This is a genomic window from Actinobacillus succinogenes 130Z, from assembly GCF_000017245.1.
GTDB classification, from domain to species: domain Bacteria; phylum Pseudomonadota; class Gammaproteobacteria; order Enterobacterales; family Pasteurellaceae; genus Exercitatus; species Exercitatus succinogenes.
This window is the reverse complement of sequence record NC_009655.1, coordinates 2,095,989-2,112,498: the sequence shown is the minus strand read 5'-3', so window position 1 is coordinate 2,112,498 and position 16,510 is coordinate 2,095,989. Positions and strand designations below refer to the sequence as shown.

Below are 16,510 nucleotides of genomic sequence, written 5' to 3'. Positions count from 1 at the left end.
TGAAATCCAGCAACCGTTTTGTATTTATTGGATTTGTATGAAAAATTTATTGCCCTATTTTATTGCGTTAATCTCGGGTATGCTCGGCGTTTTCGCTTTTTCCCCTTATGATTATTGGGTTTGCGCCTATGTTTCGTTGCTCGGTTTGCTGTATGCGGCAAAAACAGCGAAAAAATCCACCGCACTTCGGGCGACTTTTCTGTGGGGAATGGGCTTTTTCAGCATCGGTGTCAGTTGGCTGCATGTAAGCATTCATCAATTCGGCGGTTCGCCTTTATGGCTGAGCTATATTTTAGTGCTGTTGCTGGCGGCGTACTTATCTTTATATCCCGTTTTATTCACCTATCTGATCCAACGTTTCAATGTGCGTTCCGCAGTGATGTTCCCCGTGCTATGGACATTCACGGAATTTTTGCGCGGTTGGGTGTTTACCGGTTTTCCGTGGTTGCAGTTCGGTTACACCCAAATCGATACGCCCTTTGCCGGTATCGCACCGATTTTCGGCGTGAGCGGATTAACCTTCTTTGTGATGTGGGGAAGTGCGGTCATTTTTACGATGATTTCTGCGCTGCGGACTTCCCCCCGTAAAATTAACGTCGCTTTGGCAAACGGCATATTGCTTGTTGCGGTCGGCGGATTAGCCGCATTCAGTTCGAGAGTGAATTACGTTAAACCGGTTGAAGAAAAAGCCATGACCATCACGCTGGCGCAAGGCAACATCGAACAAAATCTGAAATGGGATCCGGCCTATCTGGATGCCACTTTGAAAATTTACGGACGCCTGATTAGCGAACGGCTCGGCAAATCGGATTTGATTATCCTGCCGGAAAGCGCATTGCCGGCATTGGAAAACCGCATTCAGTCGTTTTTTGATGAATTGAAGCAGGCGGTGAAAGACAGCAAAACCGACGTGATGATTGGTTCGGTGTATCAGGATGAACAAAGCGGGAAATTGTTCAATTCCATCGTGCTGGTGAACGAACGATATCAACCGGAAACCGCACCGCGTTATAACAAACATCACTTAGTGCCTTTCGGCGAATATGTGCCGCTGGAAACCGTGTTGCGTCCGCTCGGTTCGGTATTTAATCTGCCGATGTCGGCCTTTCGTCAAGGTGCGGAAATTCAGCCTTCGCTGCCGGTGAAAGATCATCGTTTCAGTGCGGCAATTTGCTATGAAATTATTTTGGGTCATCAGCTACAGGAAAATCTGAAAAAGGATACGGATTTTCTGTTAACCGTTTCTAATGATGCTTGGTTCGGCGACAGCCATGGTCCTTGGCAGCATTTGCAAATGGCACGGATGCGGGCATTGGAATTGGGTAAACCGTTAATTCGCGCTACTAATACGGGCATCTCGGTATTTGTTGACGCGCAAGGTAAAATTATCAACCGGGCACCGCAATTCGAGGAAACGGTACTAACGGCGCGTATTGCACCGACGGAGGGCGTAACGCCTTATGCGGCCTTAGGCGACAAACCGCTTTATGCACTTGCCGCGTTGTTGTTGCTAATGCGCGTTCTGGGGGAATGGATAAAACGAAAAATGTTGAAAAATATTCATCCTGCCTGAAAACGAAAATCCCGAAACTCAATCGGTTTCGGGATTTTTACCGTCTGCTTATTATCGGGCACGGAATATGATTCGGCCTTTGGTTAAATCGTAAGGCGTCATTTCTACTGTAACTTTATCGCCCGTTAAAATACGGATATAGTTTTTGCGCATTTTACCGGAAATGTGAGCCGTTAAAACATGACCGTTTTCAAGTTCCACACGGAACATTGTGTTTGGCAAGGTTTCTAAAATAGTGCCTTGCATTTCAATGCTGTCTTCTTTAGCCATTCGCTATTAAGTCCTTTGTTTTAAGTAATATGAAGTAAAAACGGCGTGATTATACTCGCTAAACCGCGAGACTGAAAGGATTTTTGTGTGATTTTTCTACAACTATGCTATGTTTAACGATATTTAACATCTTTTTAACGACAAAATTTCATGGATAATAGAGAAAATATGAAAACTGTCCGAGAAATCATTACCGCCGCGCATTGGGGCGGATTAAAAGTCACGCTGGAAGACGGTATCATTACTGGTTCCGGTACGGCATTTTCTGCCGAACAGGAAAATGCGCTGCAAACCGTTGTCGCCGAACAGGTTTACAGCCCGAACAGAGTGCGTTTTCCCATGGTTAGAAAAGGTTTTTTTGATGGGAATTGTAACCGCACTTTACGCGGGCGAGACCAATGGATTCGGTTATCCTGGACGCAAGCGTTGGATTTGGTTCACAAAGAACTGATGCGGGTACGTCAAAGTTACGGTGCACAAAGCATTTTCGGCGGTTCTTACGGCTGGAAAAGTTCCGGTGCGTTACATTCTTCACGTACGTTATTACACCGTTATCTCAATCTTACCGGTGGCTTTGTCAACAGTTTCAGTGATTATTCCACCGCCGCCGCCCAACAAATTCTGCCTTATGTGGTGGGCGGGAACGAAGTTTATGAGCAAACTTCCGGTTGGGAGACGGTGCTGGAGAATTCGGATATTATCGTGCTGTGGAGCGCGAACCCTGTCACGACATTGTGTAATAGCTGGACGGCGACGGATCAGCAGGGTATAGCTTATTTTCAGCGTGCGCAACAAGCGGGTAAGCGGATTATCTGTATCGATCCCGTTCGCTCGCAAAGTTGTGAGCGGTTAAAAGCCGAATGGTTGCCTATTCGTGCGGGTACCGATGTAGCGTTAATGTTAGGCATGGCACATACCTTAGTACAGGAAGAATTGCTGGAGCGCGATTTTTTGCATACGCATACCCAAGGTTACGAAGTTTTTGAAGCTTATTTGCTGGGAAAAAACGACAATCAACCAAAAACCGCACAATGGGCAAGCGGGATTTGCGGTGTACCGGCAACCCAAATTCAACAGCTTGCGCGCGATTTTTCCCGCCGTCGCACCATATTGATGGCGGGGTGGGGAATGCAGCGGCAGAAACACGGTGAACAGCCGGCGTGGATGTTGGTCGTGCTGGCGGCTATGCTGGGGCAAATCGGCTTACCGGGCGGCGGTTTCAGTTTTAGTCATGTTAACGGTAATGGAGGCGTGGCCCGCTCTCAAGCGGGCGTATTGGGTAAAATCAGCGAAAAATCGGCGAATTTTCCACCGCACTTTGCGGCATCCATTCCCGTGTCCCGATTAACGGATGCGTTGTTGCATCCGTGTAAAACCATTGCTTTCAACGGCGGACAGATAACCTATCCAGATATTAAACTGATTTATTGGGCGGGCGGCAATCCGGTGTCGCAACAGCATGATCTCAATCTTGTGGTTCAGGCTTGGCAACGGCCGGAATGTATTATCGTTAACGAAATCAACTGGACGCCGACCGCTAAAATGGCGGACATCGTATTGCCCGTCACCACCAGTTTTGAACGCAACGATTTAACCCTGTCCGGTTCTTTTTCCGGGCAGCATTTATTTCCGATGAAACAAGTGATAGCGCCGCAATTCGAGGCAAAAAACGATTACGACATTTTTCTTGAGCTGGCGAAAAGAGCGGGTGTCGCCGAACAGTTCGGTGAAGGAAAAAGCGAGTTTGATTGGTTGCGGAATTTTTATTCGTCGCTGCAAAAGTGCGGTCAGAATGTGCCGAGTTTTGAGGCGTTTTGGCAGGCCAATCGGCCCTTTGTTTTCTCTACCGAAGAATCGGTTAAACATTGGGTAAAATACGCGGATTTCCGCCGTGATCCTCAGGCTTATCCGCTTAATACGGCGTCGGGAAAAATTGAAATTTATTCGGAAGCCGTGGCGGCGATGGGCTATGACGATTGCCAAGGGCATCCGATGTGGTTTGAACCGGAAGAATATACGAAACATTGCGACGCGCACTATCCGTTAACGTTAGTGACACCTCATTCGCCTTATCGTCTGCACAGTCAGTTAGCGCATACCTCATTGCGCCAACAATACGCATTAAACGGGCGCGAACCGGCTTGGATTCATCCGATAGATGCCGCGCTATATGGGATTGAGCACGGCGATATGGTGCGTATCGAAAGCCCGCGCGGTCAGGTGATCGTCGCGGCTCATGTGACGGAATCCGTGCGACAGGGGGTGATCGCCCTGTATCAGGGTGCGTGGTATGACCCGTCGAATCCGGGCGAAACGAAAAACAATTTGTGTAAAAACGGTTGTGCCAACGTGTTGACTTCGGACGAGTGTTCATCTCCGCTTTCTCAGGGCAATGCGCCGAATAGCTGTGTCGTTCGGGTGACGAAATTTACCGGAGATATTCCCGCAATTACGGCATTTTCCCCGCCGGATACGGTTTAAATTTTCAGCTAAACGGATAAAAAACATCCTTCATTTTGACCGCCCTTTTACACACAAAGTGCGGTCATTTTTGCGTCGTTTTTGATTTTTTTCAATACGAAAAATTGAAATGAAGACAAGGCAAAACTTTTTGATCTTGATCCTGTTTTTGTCTTTTTTCGGTTGCCTGAAATCGGGATAACAGAGTATATTGGTCTACTATATCTACCCCTATTGGGGTGGAGAATTTATCTTTATGACATGGAGTGATTTATGGCGAAACGAAAAGTTTCTCTCATCGGCGGATTGGTGCTGGTGGGCTTGGGCGCGGCGGTAGTATTGGGCGTTCAAAAGATACTGAAAGAAAACGGGCAAACCTGTATCGACTGTCATAAAGGTATTGCTCATTTCCTGCCGGAAGAGAAAAACGATAACAACGGTAGTGCGGAGTTGGCTAAACACGGCGGTCAACTTTCCGGGGAAAATAAGCTGTTATATGCTTTAACCATCAGTACGGCGAAGTCAACTAACGGCGGTGAAGTGCGGTTAATGCCGTTTGCCGAATTGGCGGACTGGAAAAGCGACGGTGAAAATGTGGCGGCAACCCTTCACGGTTGGCAACAGGTCGGCGCGGAAAGCGTGCTTTATACGGAATTGGGGCAGCGGATTACCATGGCGATACTGGATGATGATGCAAAAGCCGGTGTTTTGGTCAAAAACAAAGTGCATGATTCCGTCACCGATTCGGAATGGCTGGAAGTTTTTCTAGATGTGAACGTACCGAAAAGTGCGGTCACTTCCGACCTGAATTCGCTCAATGTTTTCGGTAAAAATCTGAATGAAACCCATTGCGGCGGATGTCATGCGCCGATTACGGCGGAACATTATACGGCAAATCAATGGATTGGCATGGTGAATTCAATGAAAGACCGGACTTCTTTAACTAAAGATCAGGTGCGCGCGTTAACTATTTATTTACAGCGCAACGCAAAATAAGGATGGAAAAAATGAAAGAAAAAATTAACCAAAAACGTCGCGATTTCTTGAAAAGTTCCTCTTTAGGTGTGGCAGGCGCAACGCTGACCGGCGGCAGTTTAACCGCTAATTTGGCACTGGCGAAAGACACGGCGGAATCGCAAACCGTGGTAACGGCCGCCCATTGGGGACCGCTCGGCGTAGTGGTGGAAAACGGTAAAGTGGTAAAATCCGGTGCGGCGATTCCGCCTGCGATCGAAAACGAGTTGCAATCTGTTGTCGCGGATCAGCTCTATAGCGAAGCCCGGGTGAAATATCCGATGGTGCGCAAAGGTTATTTAGAAGGGAATGGCGACCGCACTTTGCGCGGACGTGACGAATGGGTCCGCGTTTCCTGGGAGCAGGCATTCGAGCTCGTGGCGAAGGAAATGAAACGGGTGCGGGAGAAATACGGCGCAAGGGGGATTTTCGCCGGTTCTTACGGTTGGTACAGCTCCGGCGCTTTGCATGCCGCCCGTACGTTATTACACCGCTATATGAATGTTACCGGCGGTTTTGTCGGTACGAAAGGAGATTATTCTACCGGCGCCGCACAAGTTATTATGCCCCATGTAGTGGGAACGATTGAGGTGTACGAACAGCAAACCAGCTGGGAAGTGTTGCTGGAAAGTACCGACATTATCGTATTATGGGGAGCGAACCCGTTGACAACCATGCGTATCGCATGGACTTCAACGGATCAAAAAGGAATCGAATATTTCAAAAAATTCAAACAGACCGACAAACGGATTATCTGTATTGACCCGGTTCGAAACGAAAGCTGCGAATATCTGGGGGCAGAATGGATCCCGGTCAATACCGGAACGGATGTGCCGTTAATGTTGGGAATCGCTCACACTTTAGTCAGCGAAGATAAACACGATAAAGCCTTTTTGCAAAAATACACCCGCGGTTATGATAAATTTGAAGAATATCTATTGGGTAAAACGGACGGTCAGGTAAAAAATGCCGAATGGGCAAGCGGCATTTGCGGTGTGTCGGCAGATGTGATTAAAACGTTGGCTCATGACTTCAGTACAAAACGTACCATGCTGATGGGCGGTTGGGGCATGCAACGGCAACGTCACGGCGAACAGAGTCACTGGATGATGGTGACGTTAGCGGCTATGATTGGTCAAATCGGTTTGCCGGGCGGCGGTTTCGGTCTGAGTTATCATTATTCGAACGGCGGAGTTCCGACTACCACCGGCGGGGTGTTGGGATCCATTACGGCCAATCCGTCTGTCGCAGCGGGAGCAAAAACCTGGTTGGACGAAACATCGCAATATTCTTTCCCGTTGGCGCGTTTAACGGATGCCCTGTTAAATCCGGGGAAAACGATTCAATATAACGGTTCGGAAATAACCTATCCCGAAATCAAGTTGATTTACTGGTGCGGCGGCAATCCGTACAGCCATCATCAGGATACCAATTTAATGGTGAAAGCCTGGCAGAAACCGGACACGATTATTGTCAATGAAATAAACTGGACGGCGACGGCTCGTATGGCGGATATTGTTCTGCCGGCAACCACCAGCTATGAGCGTAACGATCTGACTATGTCCGGCGATTATTCGATGCTGAATATATTTCCGATGAAACAGGTTGTGGAACCTCAGTTTGAAGCAAAAAACGATTTTGATATATTCGCCGAATTGGCAAAACGTGCCGGCGTAGAAGAACAGTTCACCGAAGGCAAGACGGAAATGCAATGGCTGAAAGATTTTTATCAAACCGCTTTTACCGCAGCGCGTAATGCCAGTGTCACTATGCCGAAATTCGAACAATTCTGGCAGGAAAATAAACCGATTACTTTTGAAGCGTCGGAAAAAGCGAAAAAATGGGTACGTTACGAAGAATTCAGGGAAGATCCGTTGCTCAATCCGTTGGGTACGCCATCGGGTAAAATTGAGATTTTCTCCGAAACTATCGCTAAAATGAATTATGACGATTGCAAAGGTTATCCGAGCTGGATGGAACCGGAAGAATATGCCGGTAATGTTACGGCGGAATATCCGTTGGCTTTAGTCACTCCGCATCCGTACTACCGTTTGCACAGCCAACTTGCCCATACTTCACTGCGCCAGAAATATGCCGTTAAGGATCGCGAACCGGTGTTGATTCATCCGGATGACGCGAAATCCCGCAGTATTGCCGACGGCGACGTAGTACGTATTGAAAGTCCGCGCGGGCAAGTGCTGGCGGGCGCCGTGGTTACCGATGGCGTGATAAAAGGTACAATCGCACTGCACGAAGGCGCATGGTATGACCCGTTGAACCCGGGCGAAACGGAAAAGCCGCTGTGCAAAAACGGTTGCGCTAACGTGTTAACCCGTGACGAAGGTACGTCAAAGCTGGCGCAAGGTAATTCGCCGAATACCTGTATCGTTCAAATCGAGAAGTATCGGGGCGAGGTGCCGGAAGTAACGGTATTCAAGCAGCCTAAAACGGTAAAATCTTAAAGAAAACCGACCGCACTTTGATCGCGGTCTTTTTTATATTTGAGTAAAATTCACTGTAAAGTGCGGTTATTTTTTGGTACATTATGCACAATTTTTTCCAAACTTAAAAATTAAGCGCAGTTTAATCGAAATTTAACGGAATTCTTATGTTATTTAAAAAAATTCGCGGATTATTTTCAAATGATCTTTCTATCGATTTAGGTACGGCGAACACCCTGATTTATGTGAAGGGCCAAGGCATTGTATTGGACGAACCTTCGGTGGTAGCAATCCGTCAGGGACGCGGCGGCAATAAAAGTATCGCGGCGGTCGGTAAAGATGCAAAATTAATGTTAGGCCGTACATCAAACAACATTACGGCTATTCGCCCGATGAAAGACGGCGTAATTGCCGATTTTTCGGTGACTGAAAAAATGTTGCAACATTTCATCAAACAAGTTCACAGCAGCAACTTCCTGCGTCCGAGTCCGCGCGTCGTCATCTGCGTGCCGGCGGGAGCGACGCAAGTAGAGCGTCGTGCGATTAAAGAATCCGCTTTTGGCGCGGGTGCACGCGAAGTGCATTTGATTGTTGAACCGATGGCGGCGGCGATCGGGGCGAAATTACCGGTTTCTACACCGACGGGTTCGATGGTCATCGATATTGGCGGCGGTACGACGGAAATTGCGGTTATCGCATTAAACGGCGTAGCCTATTCTTCTTCCGTACGGATCGGCGGGGATAAATTCGACGAAGCGATTATTGCTTATGTGCGTCGTACCTTCGGTTCGTTGATCGGTGAATCTACGGCGGAGCATATTAAACATGCTATCGGTACCGCCTATATTCAGGAAGACGATGAAATTTTAGAGATGGAAGTGTTTGGCAGTAACCTGGCGGAAGGCGTACCGCGCGCCTTTACCCTGACTTCTCGAGATGTACTGGAAGCTATCCAACAACCGCTGGAAGGCATCGTCAGAGCGATGAGAACCGCATTGGAGGAATGTAAGCCGGAACATGCGGCGGATATTTATGCGCACGGTATGGTATTAACCGGCGGAGGTGCGTTGTTACGTAACATCGATATTTTATTAGCCAAGGAATCGGGGGTGCCGGTCGTTATTGCCGATGATCCGCTGACTTGTGTGGCGCGTGGCGGCGGTGAAACATTGGAAATGATCGATCAATACGGCGCAGATATTTTTAGCGAAGACTAATATTTTTCTTATAATAAAAAGTGCGGTTAAATTTGACCGCACTTTTTATCTGTTTTTGTGATTTAATGAAACCTATTTTCAGCAAAGCCTCACCCTTAGGGTTGCGTTTATTTTTTGCCGTTGCGGCATCAATTACGCTGATTCTGACGGACGGGCAGACAAATACCATGATCAAAGCCCGCAGTTTTATGGAAACCGCGGTCGGGGGATTGTATTATATTGCCAATACACCGCGTACGGTACTGGATAATGTATCGGAGAATCTGGTGGATACCGGCAAACTGCAAATTGAGAATAAAGTATTGAAAGAACAGTTGCGCGAAAAAAACGCGGACTTGTTATTGTTGGATCAACTTAAGGTAGAGAATCAACGTTTGCGTTTATTACTCAATTCGCCGTTACGTAAGGATGAATATAAAAAAATCGGTGAAATTCTGACCGCAGAAACCGATCGTTACCGCCAGCAGGTGGTGATTAATCAGGGCGGAGAAGACGGTGCTTATGTAGGCCAACCGGTAATTGATGAAAAAGGTGTCGTAGGGCAGATTATTTCCGTCGGTGAAAAAAGCAGCCGGGTATTGTTGATTAGCGATGTGACGCACTCTATTCCCGTTCAGGTTTTACGCAATGATGTGCGGGTGATTGCCAGCGGTTCGGGGCGTACCGATGAATTGACATTGGATAACGTACCTCGTTCCGTGGATATTGTGAAAGGCGACTTATTAGTGACATCCGGTCTGGGCGGACGTTTTCCGGAAGGGTATCCGGTCGCGGTGGTGGAAAGCGTGTCGCGCGACGGTTCCAATTATTTTGCCACGGTAACGGCGAGTCCGTTAGCGTCGCTTGAACGTTTACGTTATGTGTTATTGGTGTGGAGTAACGAAGAATTACATAAATTCCAGGCCAGTTCGCCTGAAGATGTGCGTAATACGGTACAACAGCGTTTAGCCAATAAAGAACGCGGCGTCGATACGAAAAAGGCTTTAGTGACGGAAGGCAACGAAAATACCAAAGAAAACATTGAAAAAGACGATATTTCGATGCCTGAAAATTTACCGGAAATGAACAGTAACGATCATCAGCTTTCGCCTGAAATACAGGAACACAGAGAAGAAGATTAATGAACGGACGATTTTTGTTACAGGTTATCGGACTGGTAGCGGTTTTTGTGGTGGCTTTAGTGCTTGAAATCGCACCTTGGCCGAGCGGTTTCCAAAGTTTCAAACCCTCTTGGCTGATTCTGATTTTAACTTATTGGATTCTGGCATTACCGGCGACGGTAAATGTCGGTACGGCATTTGTGCTGGGCATTATTTGGGATTTGGTGATCGGTTCTATTTTAGGCGTACACGGCTTAGTCCTTTCCGTTTTTGCTTATTTTGTTGCGCGTTATCATCAAATTCTCGGCAATTTATCTCTCTGGCAGCAAAGTCTGTTGATGATGATCGCCGTTTTTGTTATTCGATTTAGTATTTTTCTGGTGGAATTGTTTATTCACAGTGCGGTATTCGATTGGAAAGATATCTTCGGCGCATTGATTACCGGCGCATTATGGCCGTGGGGATTTTTATTATTACGTAAAATGCGTCGCCAACTAGGTTTGTATTGAGGTTTTAAAAATTAGGTATGATACATGGAAGAAAAGGTTGCCGTTATTACTTCCGGTATTAGAAGGAAAAGCCTTGGGCAACAGAATAGTTTCGGAGACATAAGTGCGGTCAAAAAACTCAGGATTTTTTGACCGCACTTTTTATAAGAAAGAATTAACGTAAGAACGCGGGAATTTTTTTCTCGTATGCCGCAATCGCATCTTCATGTTGCAAGGTTAAGCCGATGTTATCCAAGCCTTCCAACAGACAATGGCGACGGAATTCGTCTAACTCAAAATGATAGACTTTGTCACCCACAGTGACGGTTTTCGCTTCTAAATCCACATGAATCTGTTTGCCCGGATTAGCCCACACCCAGTGAAAAATTTCGTCGACTTCTTGTTCGCTTAATTTAATCGGTAACATATGATTGTTTAAGCTGTTGTTGTAAAAAATATCCGCAAAGCTTGGCGCGATCATCACTTTGAAACCGTAATCTGCCAGCGCCCAAGGCGCATGTTCGCGGGAAGAACCGCAACCTAAGTTTTTACGCGCTAAAAGAATTGTTGCGCCTTGGTATTGCGGGAAATTCAACACGAATTCCGGATTCGGACGGGTTTCTTCCGCATCAAGATAACGCCATTCGTGGAATAAATGCTTGCCGAAGCCTACGCGGGTGATGGCTTGTAGAAATTGTTTCGGAATAATTGCGTCGGTATCTACGTTCGCGGCGTCCAATGGAACAACCAAGCCTGAATGTTGTTTTAATCCTGCCATGTTTATCTGTCCTGTTTTGTAGGGTGGGTATGCTTACCCACCTTTGCGAGTTTGTTTATATTTTGGGGTGGGCTGGCATGCCCGCCCTGCTAGTTTAATTTTATCGTACGAATATCAACGAATTTCCCGAACACCGCCGCCGCCGCCGCCATTGCCGGGCTGACTAAATGAGTGCGACCGTTACGGCCTTGGCGACCTTCAAAGTTTCGATTTGAAGTGGAAGCGCAACGTTCCCATTCGCCTAAGCGGTCGTCGTTCATACCCAGGCACATTGAACAGCCCGGATTGCGCCATTCCGCACCTGCGGCGATAAAGATTTTGTCCAGCCCTTCTTTTTCCGCTTGTTCTTTCACTAATCCGGACCCCGGAACCACAAGCACTCGTTTCACGTTATCCGCTTTTTTACGGCCTTTCATCACTGCGGCGGCGGCACGTAAATCTTCAATACGCGAGTTGGTACAGGAGCCGATAAATACTTGATCTACCGGCACATCTTTTAAATCGGTATTGGCTTGTAAACCGATATAGGCCAGCGCTTTTTCTGCCGATGTTTTGGTCACGGGATCGCTCATTTCTGCCGGGTTCGGTACCAGTTGATCAATTGCGATAACTTGGCCGGGGTTGGTTCCCCACGTTACTTGCGGTGCGATATCTTTTGCTTCTAATACGACCACGGTATCGAATTGCGCATCGTCGTCGGATTTTAAGGTTTTCCAATATTCGATTGCGTCATCCCAATCTTTACCTTTTGGCGCATGCGGACGATCTTTTAAGTATTCAAACGTGGTTTCGTCAGGTGCAATCAGACCAGCTTTAGCACCGAATTCAATTGCCATATTACATACCGTCATACGGCCTTCCATCGAAAGATCGCGAATCGCTTCGCCGCAGAATTCCACTACGTGACCGGTGCCGCCCGCCATAGTGGTTTTACCGATAATCGCCAACACGATGTCTTTTGCCGTGATACCCGGGTTCACTTTACCGCGCACTTCCACTTTCATATTTTTTGCGCGGGCTTGTTTTAAGGTTTGAGTGGCAAGTACGTGCTCCACTTCGGAGGTTCCGATACCGAAAGCCAATGCGCCGAATGCACCGTGAGTGGCGGTGTGAGAGTCGCCGCATACGATCGTCATACCCGGTAAAGTCAAGCCTTGTTCAGGCCCCATTACGTGTACGATACCTTGTTGTTTAGTATTCATATCGAATAATTCGATACCTGTGGCTTTACAGTTTTTGTCCAATTCCAACACTTGAATTTTGGCCTGACCTTCAAGCAGATTCACATCGCGCACTTGAGTTGAAATGCTGTGATCCATGGTACCGAATGTTTTATTCACTTGGCGTACTTGACGTCCTGCTACGCGCAAACCGTCGAACGCTTGCGGTGAGGTTACTTCGTGAATCAAATGACGGTTAATGTAAAGAATCGGCGTTTCGCCTTCCGCTTCGTACACCACATGTGCATCAAACAATTTTTGGTAAAGTGTTTTTCCCATTGTTCACTCCGATTGGTAGGGTGGGCATGCCAGCCCACCAATAAATTCGTTAAAGTTAGGGAGGGCTTGCCAGCCCACCGAATTTGCAAAATTAGTCGAAAAATGACCGCACTTTTATTGGAGGGCTGGCAAGCCCATCCTACGGATTAGATCGCATTCGCAATCAATGTACCCATTTCTGCAGTTGAAACAGGTGTTGAATTATCCGCTAAATCACCCGTGCGATAACCTGCCGCCAATACGCTTTGTACCGCATTTTCGATGGCATCTGCCGCTTCGTTTAAATTAAAACTGTAACGCAACATCATGGCCGCGGAAAGAATTTGCGCAATCGGATTGGCAATGTTTTTACCTGCGATATCCGGGGCGCTACCGCCTGCCGGTTCGTATAATCCGAATTCTTCCTCGTTTAAACTTGCGGAAGGCAACATCCCCATTGAACCGGTGATCATCGCCGCTTCGTCAGAAATAATATCGCCGAAAATGTTTGAACAAAGCAATATATCGAAACTTTCCGGTGCTTTGATTAATTGCATCGTAGCATTGTCGATATACATATTTTCAACGGTTACTTCCGGATATTCTTTGGCAATTTCCGCCACGGTTTCGCGCCATAAAATTGAGGCTTGCAGTACGTTCGCTTTATCCACCGAGGTGACGTGTTTGCGGCGTTTCATTGCCGCTTCAAATGCCGCGCGGGCAATGCGCTCGATTTCGAATTTGTAGTAGACCTCGGTGTCGAATGCTTTAGTTTGTGAACCTTCGCCTTCACGGCCTTTAGGCTGACCGAAATAAATACCGCCGGTTAATTCGCGTACTACTACCATATCGAACCCTTTCGCCGCAATATCTGCACGTAACGGACAGAATTTTTCTAAGCCTTTATATAATGTTGCCGGGCGCAAATTGCAGAATAACTTGAAATGTTTACGCAACGGTAATAAGGCGCCGCGTTCCGGCTGTCGATCCGGCGGCAGATGCGTCCATTTCGGTCCGCCTACCGAACCGAATAAAATTGCGTCTGCATCATCACAGCCTTTTAAGGTTTCCGCCGGTAACGGTTCGCCTTTTGCATCAATTGCCGCTCCGCCGACCAGGTATTCGCTGAAATTTAATTTAAAGCCGTATTTTGCCTGTACTTTGTCTAATACTTTAATGGCTTCCGCCATGACTTCAGGACCGATACCGTCTCCCGGGAGAACGGCTACGTTGTATGTTGTCATTTACATTTCCTATACTTGTTAAAATTCGTTTAATTTTGACCGCACTTTTAATCTCCGCGATCTTTTGAGTTTCCCCTAATCCCTCTTTACAAAAGAGGGGAATGCCATTTTCACAAATAAATGGTTTTTCCTCATCAGTCCCCTTGTTTAATAAAGCGGGGACTTGGGGAAATTTTAAGAATTAACGCTTTAAATCTTTCGTTAAATCCGCGACTTTTTGCGAACGGTAAATGGCATTGATAGCATGAACTAATGCCAGTGCCGAGGACTCGACTATATCCGTTGCCAAGCCCACTCCGTGGAATTTTCGACCTTGATATTCTACCACAATATCCACTTGTCCGAGAGCTTCGGCGCCTTCGCCTTTTGCTGTGAGATTGTAATGAGACATTTTCAAGTCCATACCTACAATTTGCATAATGGCGTTATACACTGCATCCACCGGTCCGTTTCCGCCGTTTGAAGTTTGATTAATGCGTTTGCCGTCCAATTCTACTTGAACAAATGCCGATGCGGGAAGCGTGCTGATGGTTTGCGATGTGATAACGTCCAACTTCAAACGATCTTCATCCCCTTGCTGCATATCGATAAAGGCAAGCGCTTCTAAATCGTAATCGAATACCTGACCTTTTTTATCCGCCAGTTTCAAGAATGCGTCGTATAATTTATCCAAATCGTAATCCTGCTCGGTGTAACCCATATCCGCCATATGGCCTTTCACCGCCGCACGGCCGGAACGAGCGGTTAAATTCAATTTCTCTTTTTTCAGACCGATAGTTTCGGGCGACATAATTTCGTAGGTATTTTTGTTCTTCAGCATACCGTCTTGGTGAATACCCGATGAATGAGAAAACGCATTTTCGCCCACGATAGCTTTGTTCGGTTGAATCGGCATATTACAAATTTGGCTGACCATTTGGCTGACACGGTGAATTTCCTGAGTGTTAATGCGGGTGTCTACACCAAATAAATCCTGACGGGTTTTTATTCCCATCACGACTTCTTCAAGGGCGGTATTTCCCGCTCGTTCGCCGATACCGTTGACGGTACATTCGATTTGGCGCGCACCGTTTAATACTGCGGTTAATGAATTGCCCGTCGCCATACCCAAATCGTTATGGCAGTGAACGGAAACTATCGCTTTGTCGATATTCGGTACGCGGTTCATTACCTGATGAATGATATTGCCGTATTCCGTCGGTAAGCAGAAACCTACGGTATCAGGAATATTCACAGTGGTTGCGCCCGCATCGATAGCGGCTTCAACCACCCGGCAAATATTGTCAATTCCCGTACGTCCGGCGTCTTCGCAAGAAAATTCTACATCGTCGGTGTATTGGCGGGCGCGTTTTACCGCGGCGACCGCCATTTCCACCACATCATCGAAAGAACGCTTTAATTTGGCTTCTACGTGTAACGCAGAGGTGGCGATAAAGGTATGAATACGGAAACGTTGCGCCGCTTTCAAGGCTTCCGCCGCCGCATCGATATCTTTGTTCACCGCCCGGGAAAGTCCGCAAACAATACTGTTTTTTACGTGTTGCGCGATGGTTTGTACGGATTCGAAATCTCCTGCAGAGGAAACCGGGAATCCCACTTCCATTACGTCTACGCCCAAACGTTCCAATGCTAAGGCGATCTGCAATTTTTCTTTTACGGTTAAACTTGCTTTTAATGCTTGTTCGCCATCACGCAAAGTGGTGTCGAAAATAATGACGCGATCTTGAGCCATATTAATGTCCTTGCTAAATATGAAAAAACCCGCTTAAAGTGCGGGTAAATTTGGAAGTTTTTCGAATGTATGCTGCATTTCTTTCGTCCACAACTTAACCGCACAAAAACTGTGATAATCGTAAGTTAAGTAGTAGAGAAACAAAGTAGAACATAGAAAACCCTGTAAATGTAATTGAATTGCGGTCAATCTTACTGATTTAAATAGCACTGTCAATGGTTTTTTTAGATAAATATTTGTTTTTTAATGGGTTTTAGGTAGATGTTTGAAATTAATGTGCTGAATATTGTTGTTTTTTTAGTATAAAATACTAAATTAACGGAGAAGTAAAGCGTTTATCCCTGAGTTTCCGGCGTTTTACCGATTATCGATATTTCATCTGAAAAATAAAACTTTCCGCCTGACAACAGAATATAAATTTCGTTTTGAGGTGAAATCGATCATCTTGTGAAGAAAGCTTACTTTGAATTACGCAAGGTTCGGTTCTATCTTACGGGCTATAGCCGTTAGCCGGTTCAGCTCTTGCCGCGCTTCGTTTTCTGTGGTGAAAATCTGTTGGAAATCGACCGCACTTTCGCTGCCGTCGAAGAATTCTGTGGTTTTCTTCTTAGAACAGCCGCTGTTTTCCAGAATTTTTTGTTGTAGCGTTTGGGTCATGTTTTTCTCCTGTTACTGGATATATTCTAACCCGTTGTTACGCTTTTTCCCAACGGGT

Annotated in this window: 13 protein-coding genes and 1 pseudogene; 7 read left to right on the top strand and 7 right to left on the bottom strand. The window is 46.6% G+C overall.

What is annotated here, in order from left to right:
- Window positions 1–37 precede the first annotated feature (37 nt).
- Window positions 38–1,573 carry an apolipoprotein N-acyltransferase gene (gene lnt / locus ASUC_RS09935; protein WP_012073643.1) on the top strand — a complete coding sequence of 512 codons (1,536 nt, stop codon included), beginning with the start codon at window positions 38–40 and terminating at the stop codon, window positions 1,571–1,573.
- 51 nt (window positions 1,574–1,624) lie between these two features.
- On the opposite strand, the gene infA is transcribed toward lnt, so the two are convergent.
- Complete coding sequence (infA, locus tag ASUC_RS09930) at window positions 1,625–1,843, bottom strand: translation initiation factor IF-1 (RefSeq protein WP_012073642.1); 219 nt, start codon at window positions 1,841–1,843, stop codon at window positions 1,625–1,627.
- A gap of 168 nt (window positions 1,844–2,011) precedes the next feature.
- Between infA and ASUC_RS09925 the strand changes: the two genes are divergently transcribed.
- The 6 genes and pseudogenes from ASUC_RS09925 (at window position 2,012) to mreD (ending at window position 10,584) form a co-directional block, all read left to right on the top strand.
- Window positions 2,012–4,324, top strand: coding sequence for a molybdopterin guanine dinucleotide-containing S/N-oxide reductase (locus ASUC_RS09925; protein WP_245822064.1), 2,313 nt, complete (start codon window positions 2,012–2,014; stop codon window positions 4,322–4,324).
- Window positions 4,325–4,648: 324 nt separating this feature from the next.
- Window positions 4,649–5,299, top strand: a pseudogene (locus ASUC_RS09920) (NapC/NirT family cytochrome c); the annotation flags it as partial.
- An 11-nt stretch (window positions 5,300–5,310) separates the two neighbouring features.
- The gene (gene torA, locus ASUC_RS09915) at window positions 5,311–7,779 is read left to right on the top strand and encodes a trimethylamine-N-oxide reductase TorA (protein ID WP_012073639.1); all 2,469 of its coding nucleotides are present in this window, start codon (window positions 5,311–5,313) and stop codon (window positions 7,777–7,779) included.
- Window positions 7,780–7,925: 146 nt separating this feature from the next.
- On the top strand, window positions 7,926–8,975 hold the full coding sequence (locus ASUC_RS09910) for a rod shape-determining protein (protein WP_012073638.1): 1,050 nt from the start codon (window positions 7,926–7,928) through the stop codon (window positions 8,973–8,975).
- A gap of 65 nt (window positions 8,976–9,040) precedes the next feature.
- Window positions 9,041–10,096, top strand: a complete 1,056-nt coding sequence (gene mreC, locus ASUC_RS09905) for a rod shape-determining protein MreC (RefSeq protein WP_012073637.1) — start codon at window positions 9,041–9,043, stop codon at window positions 10,094–10,096.
- The gene (gene mreD / locus ASUC_RS09900) at window positions 10,096–10,584 is read left to right on the top strand and encodes a rod shape-determining protein MreD (RefSeq protein WP_012073636.1); all 489 of its coding nucleotides are present in this window, start codon (window positions 10,096–10,098) and stop codon (window positions 10,582–10,584) included. Before mreC ends, mreD begins: the two co-directional genes overlap by 1 nt.
- A gap of 154 nt (window positions 10,585–10,738) precedes the next feature.
- Here mreD and leuD read toward each other — a convergent pair whose 3' ends face one another.
- The 6 genes from leuD to ASUC_RS09875 form a co-directional block, all read right to left on the bottom strand.
- Window positions 10,739–11,341 (bottom strand): 3-isopropylmalate dehydratase small subunit, encoded by a 603-nt coding sequence (gene leuD, locus ASUC_RS09895; protein ID WP_012073635.1) that lies wholly within the window; start codon window positions 11,339–11,341, stop codon window positions 10,739–10,741.
- An 89-nt stretch (window positions 11,342–11,430) separates the two neighbouring features.
- Window positions 11,431–12,840: a 3-isopropylmalate dehydratase large subunit gene (gene leuC / locus ASUC_RS09890; protein WP_012073634.1), complete on the bottom strand. Its 1,410-nt coding sequence runs from the start codon at window positions 12,838–12,840 to the stop codon at window positions 11,431–11,433.
- Between the two features lie 146 nt (window positions 12,841–12,986).
- Window positions 12,987–14,063, bottom strand: a complete 1,077-nt coding sequence (leuB, locus tag ASUC_RS09885) for a 3-isopropylmalate dehydrogenase (RefSeq protein WP_012073633.1) — start codon at window positions 14,061–14,063, stop codon at window positions 12,987–12,989.
- Window positions 14,064–14,244: 181 nt separating this feature from the next.
- Window positions 14,245–15,795 carry a 2-isopropylmalate synthase gene (leuA, locus tag ASUC_RS09880; RefSeq protein ID WP_012073632.1) on the bottom strand — a complete coding sequence of 517 codons (1,551 nt, stop codon included), beginning with the start codon at window positions 15,793–15,795 and terminating at the stop codon, window positions 14,245–14,247.
- Window positions 15,796–16,159: 364 nt separating this feature from the next.
- The gene (locus ASUC_RS11410) at window positions 16,160–16,264 is read right to left on the bottom strand and encodes a DUF406 family protein (protein ID WP_083757709.1); all 105 of its coding nucleotides are present in this window, start codon (window positions 16,262–16,264) and stop codon (window positions 16,160–16,162) included.
- A complete protein-coding gene (locus ASUC_RS09875; RefSeq protein ID WP_041834669.1) occupies window positions 16,264–16,452 on the bottom strand; it encodes a hypothetical protein in 189 nt (62 codons plus the stop codon). The genes ASUC_RS11410 and ASUC_RS09875 overlap by 1 nt, the downstream gene beginning before the upstream one ends.
- Window positions 16,453–16,510: the final 58 nt, after the last annotated feature.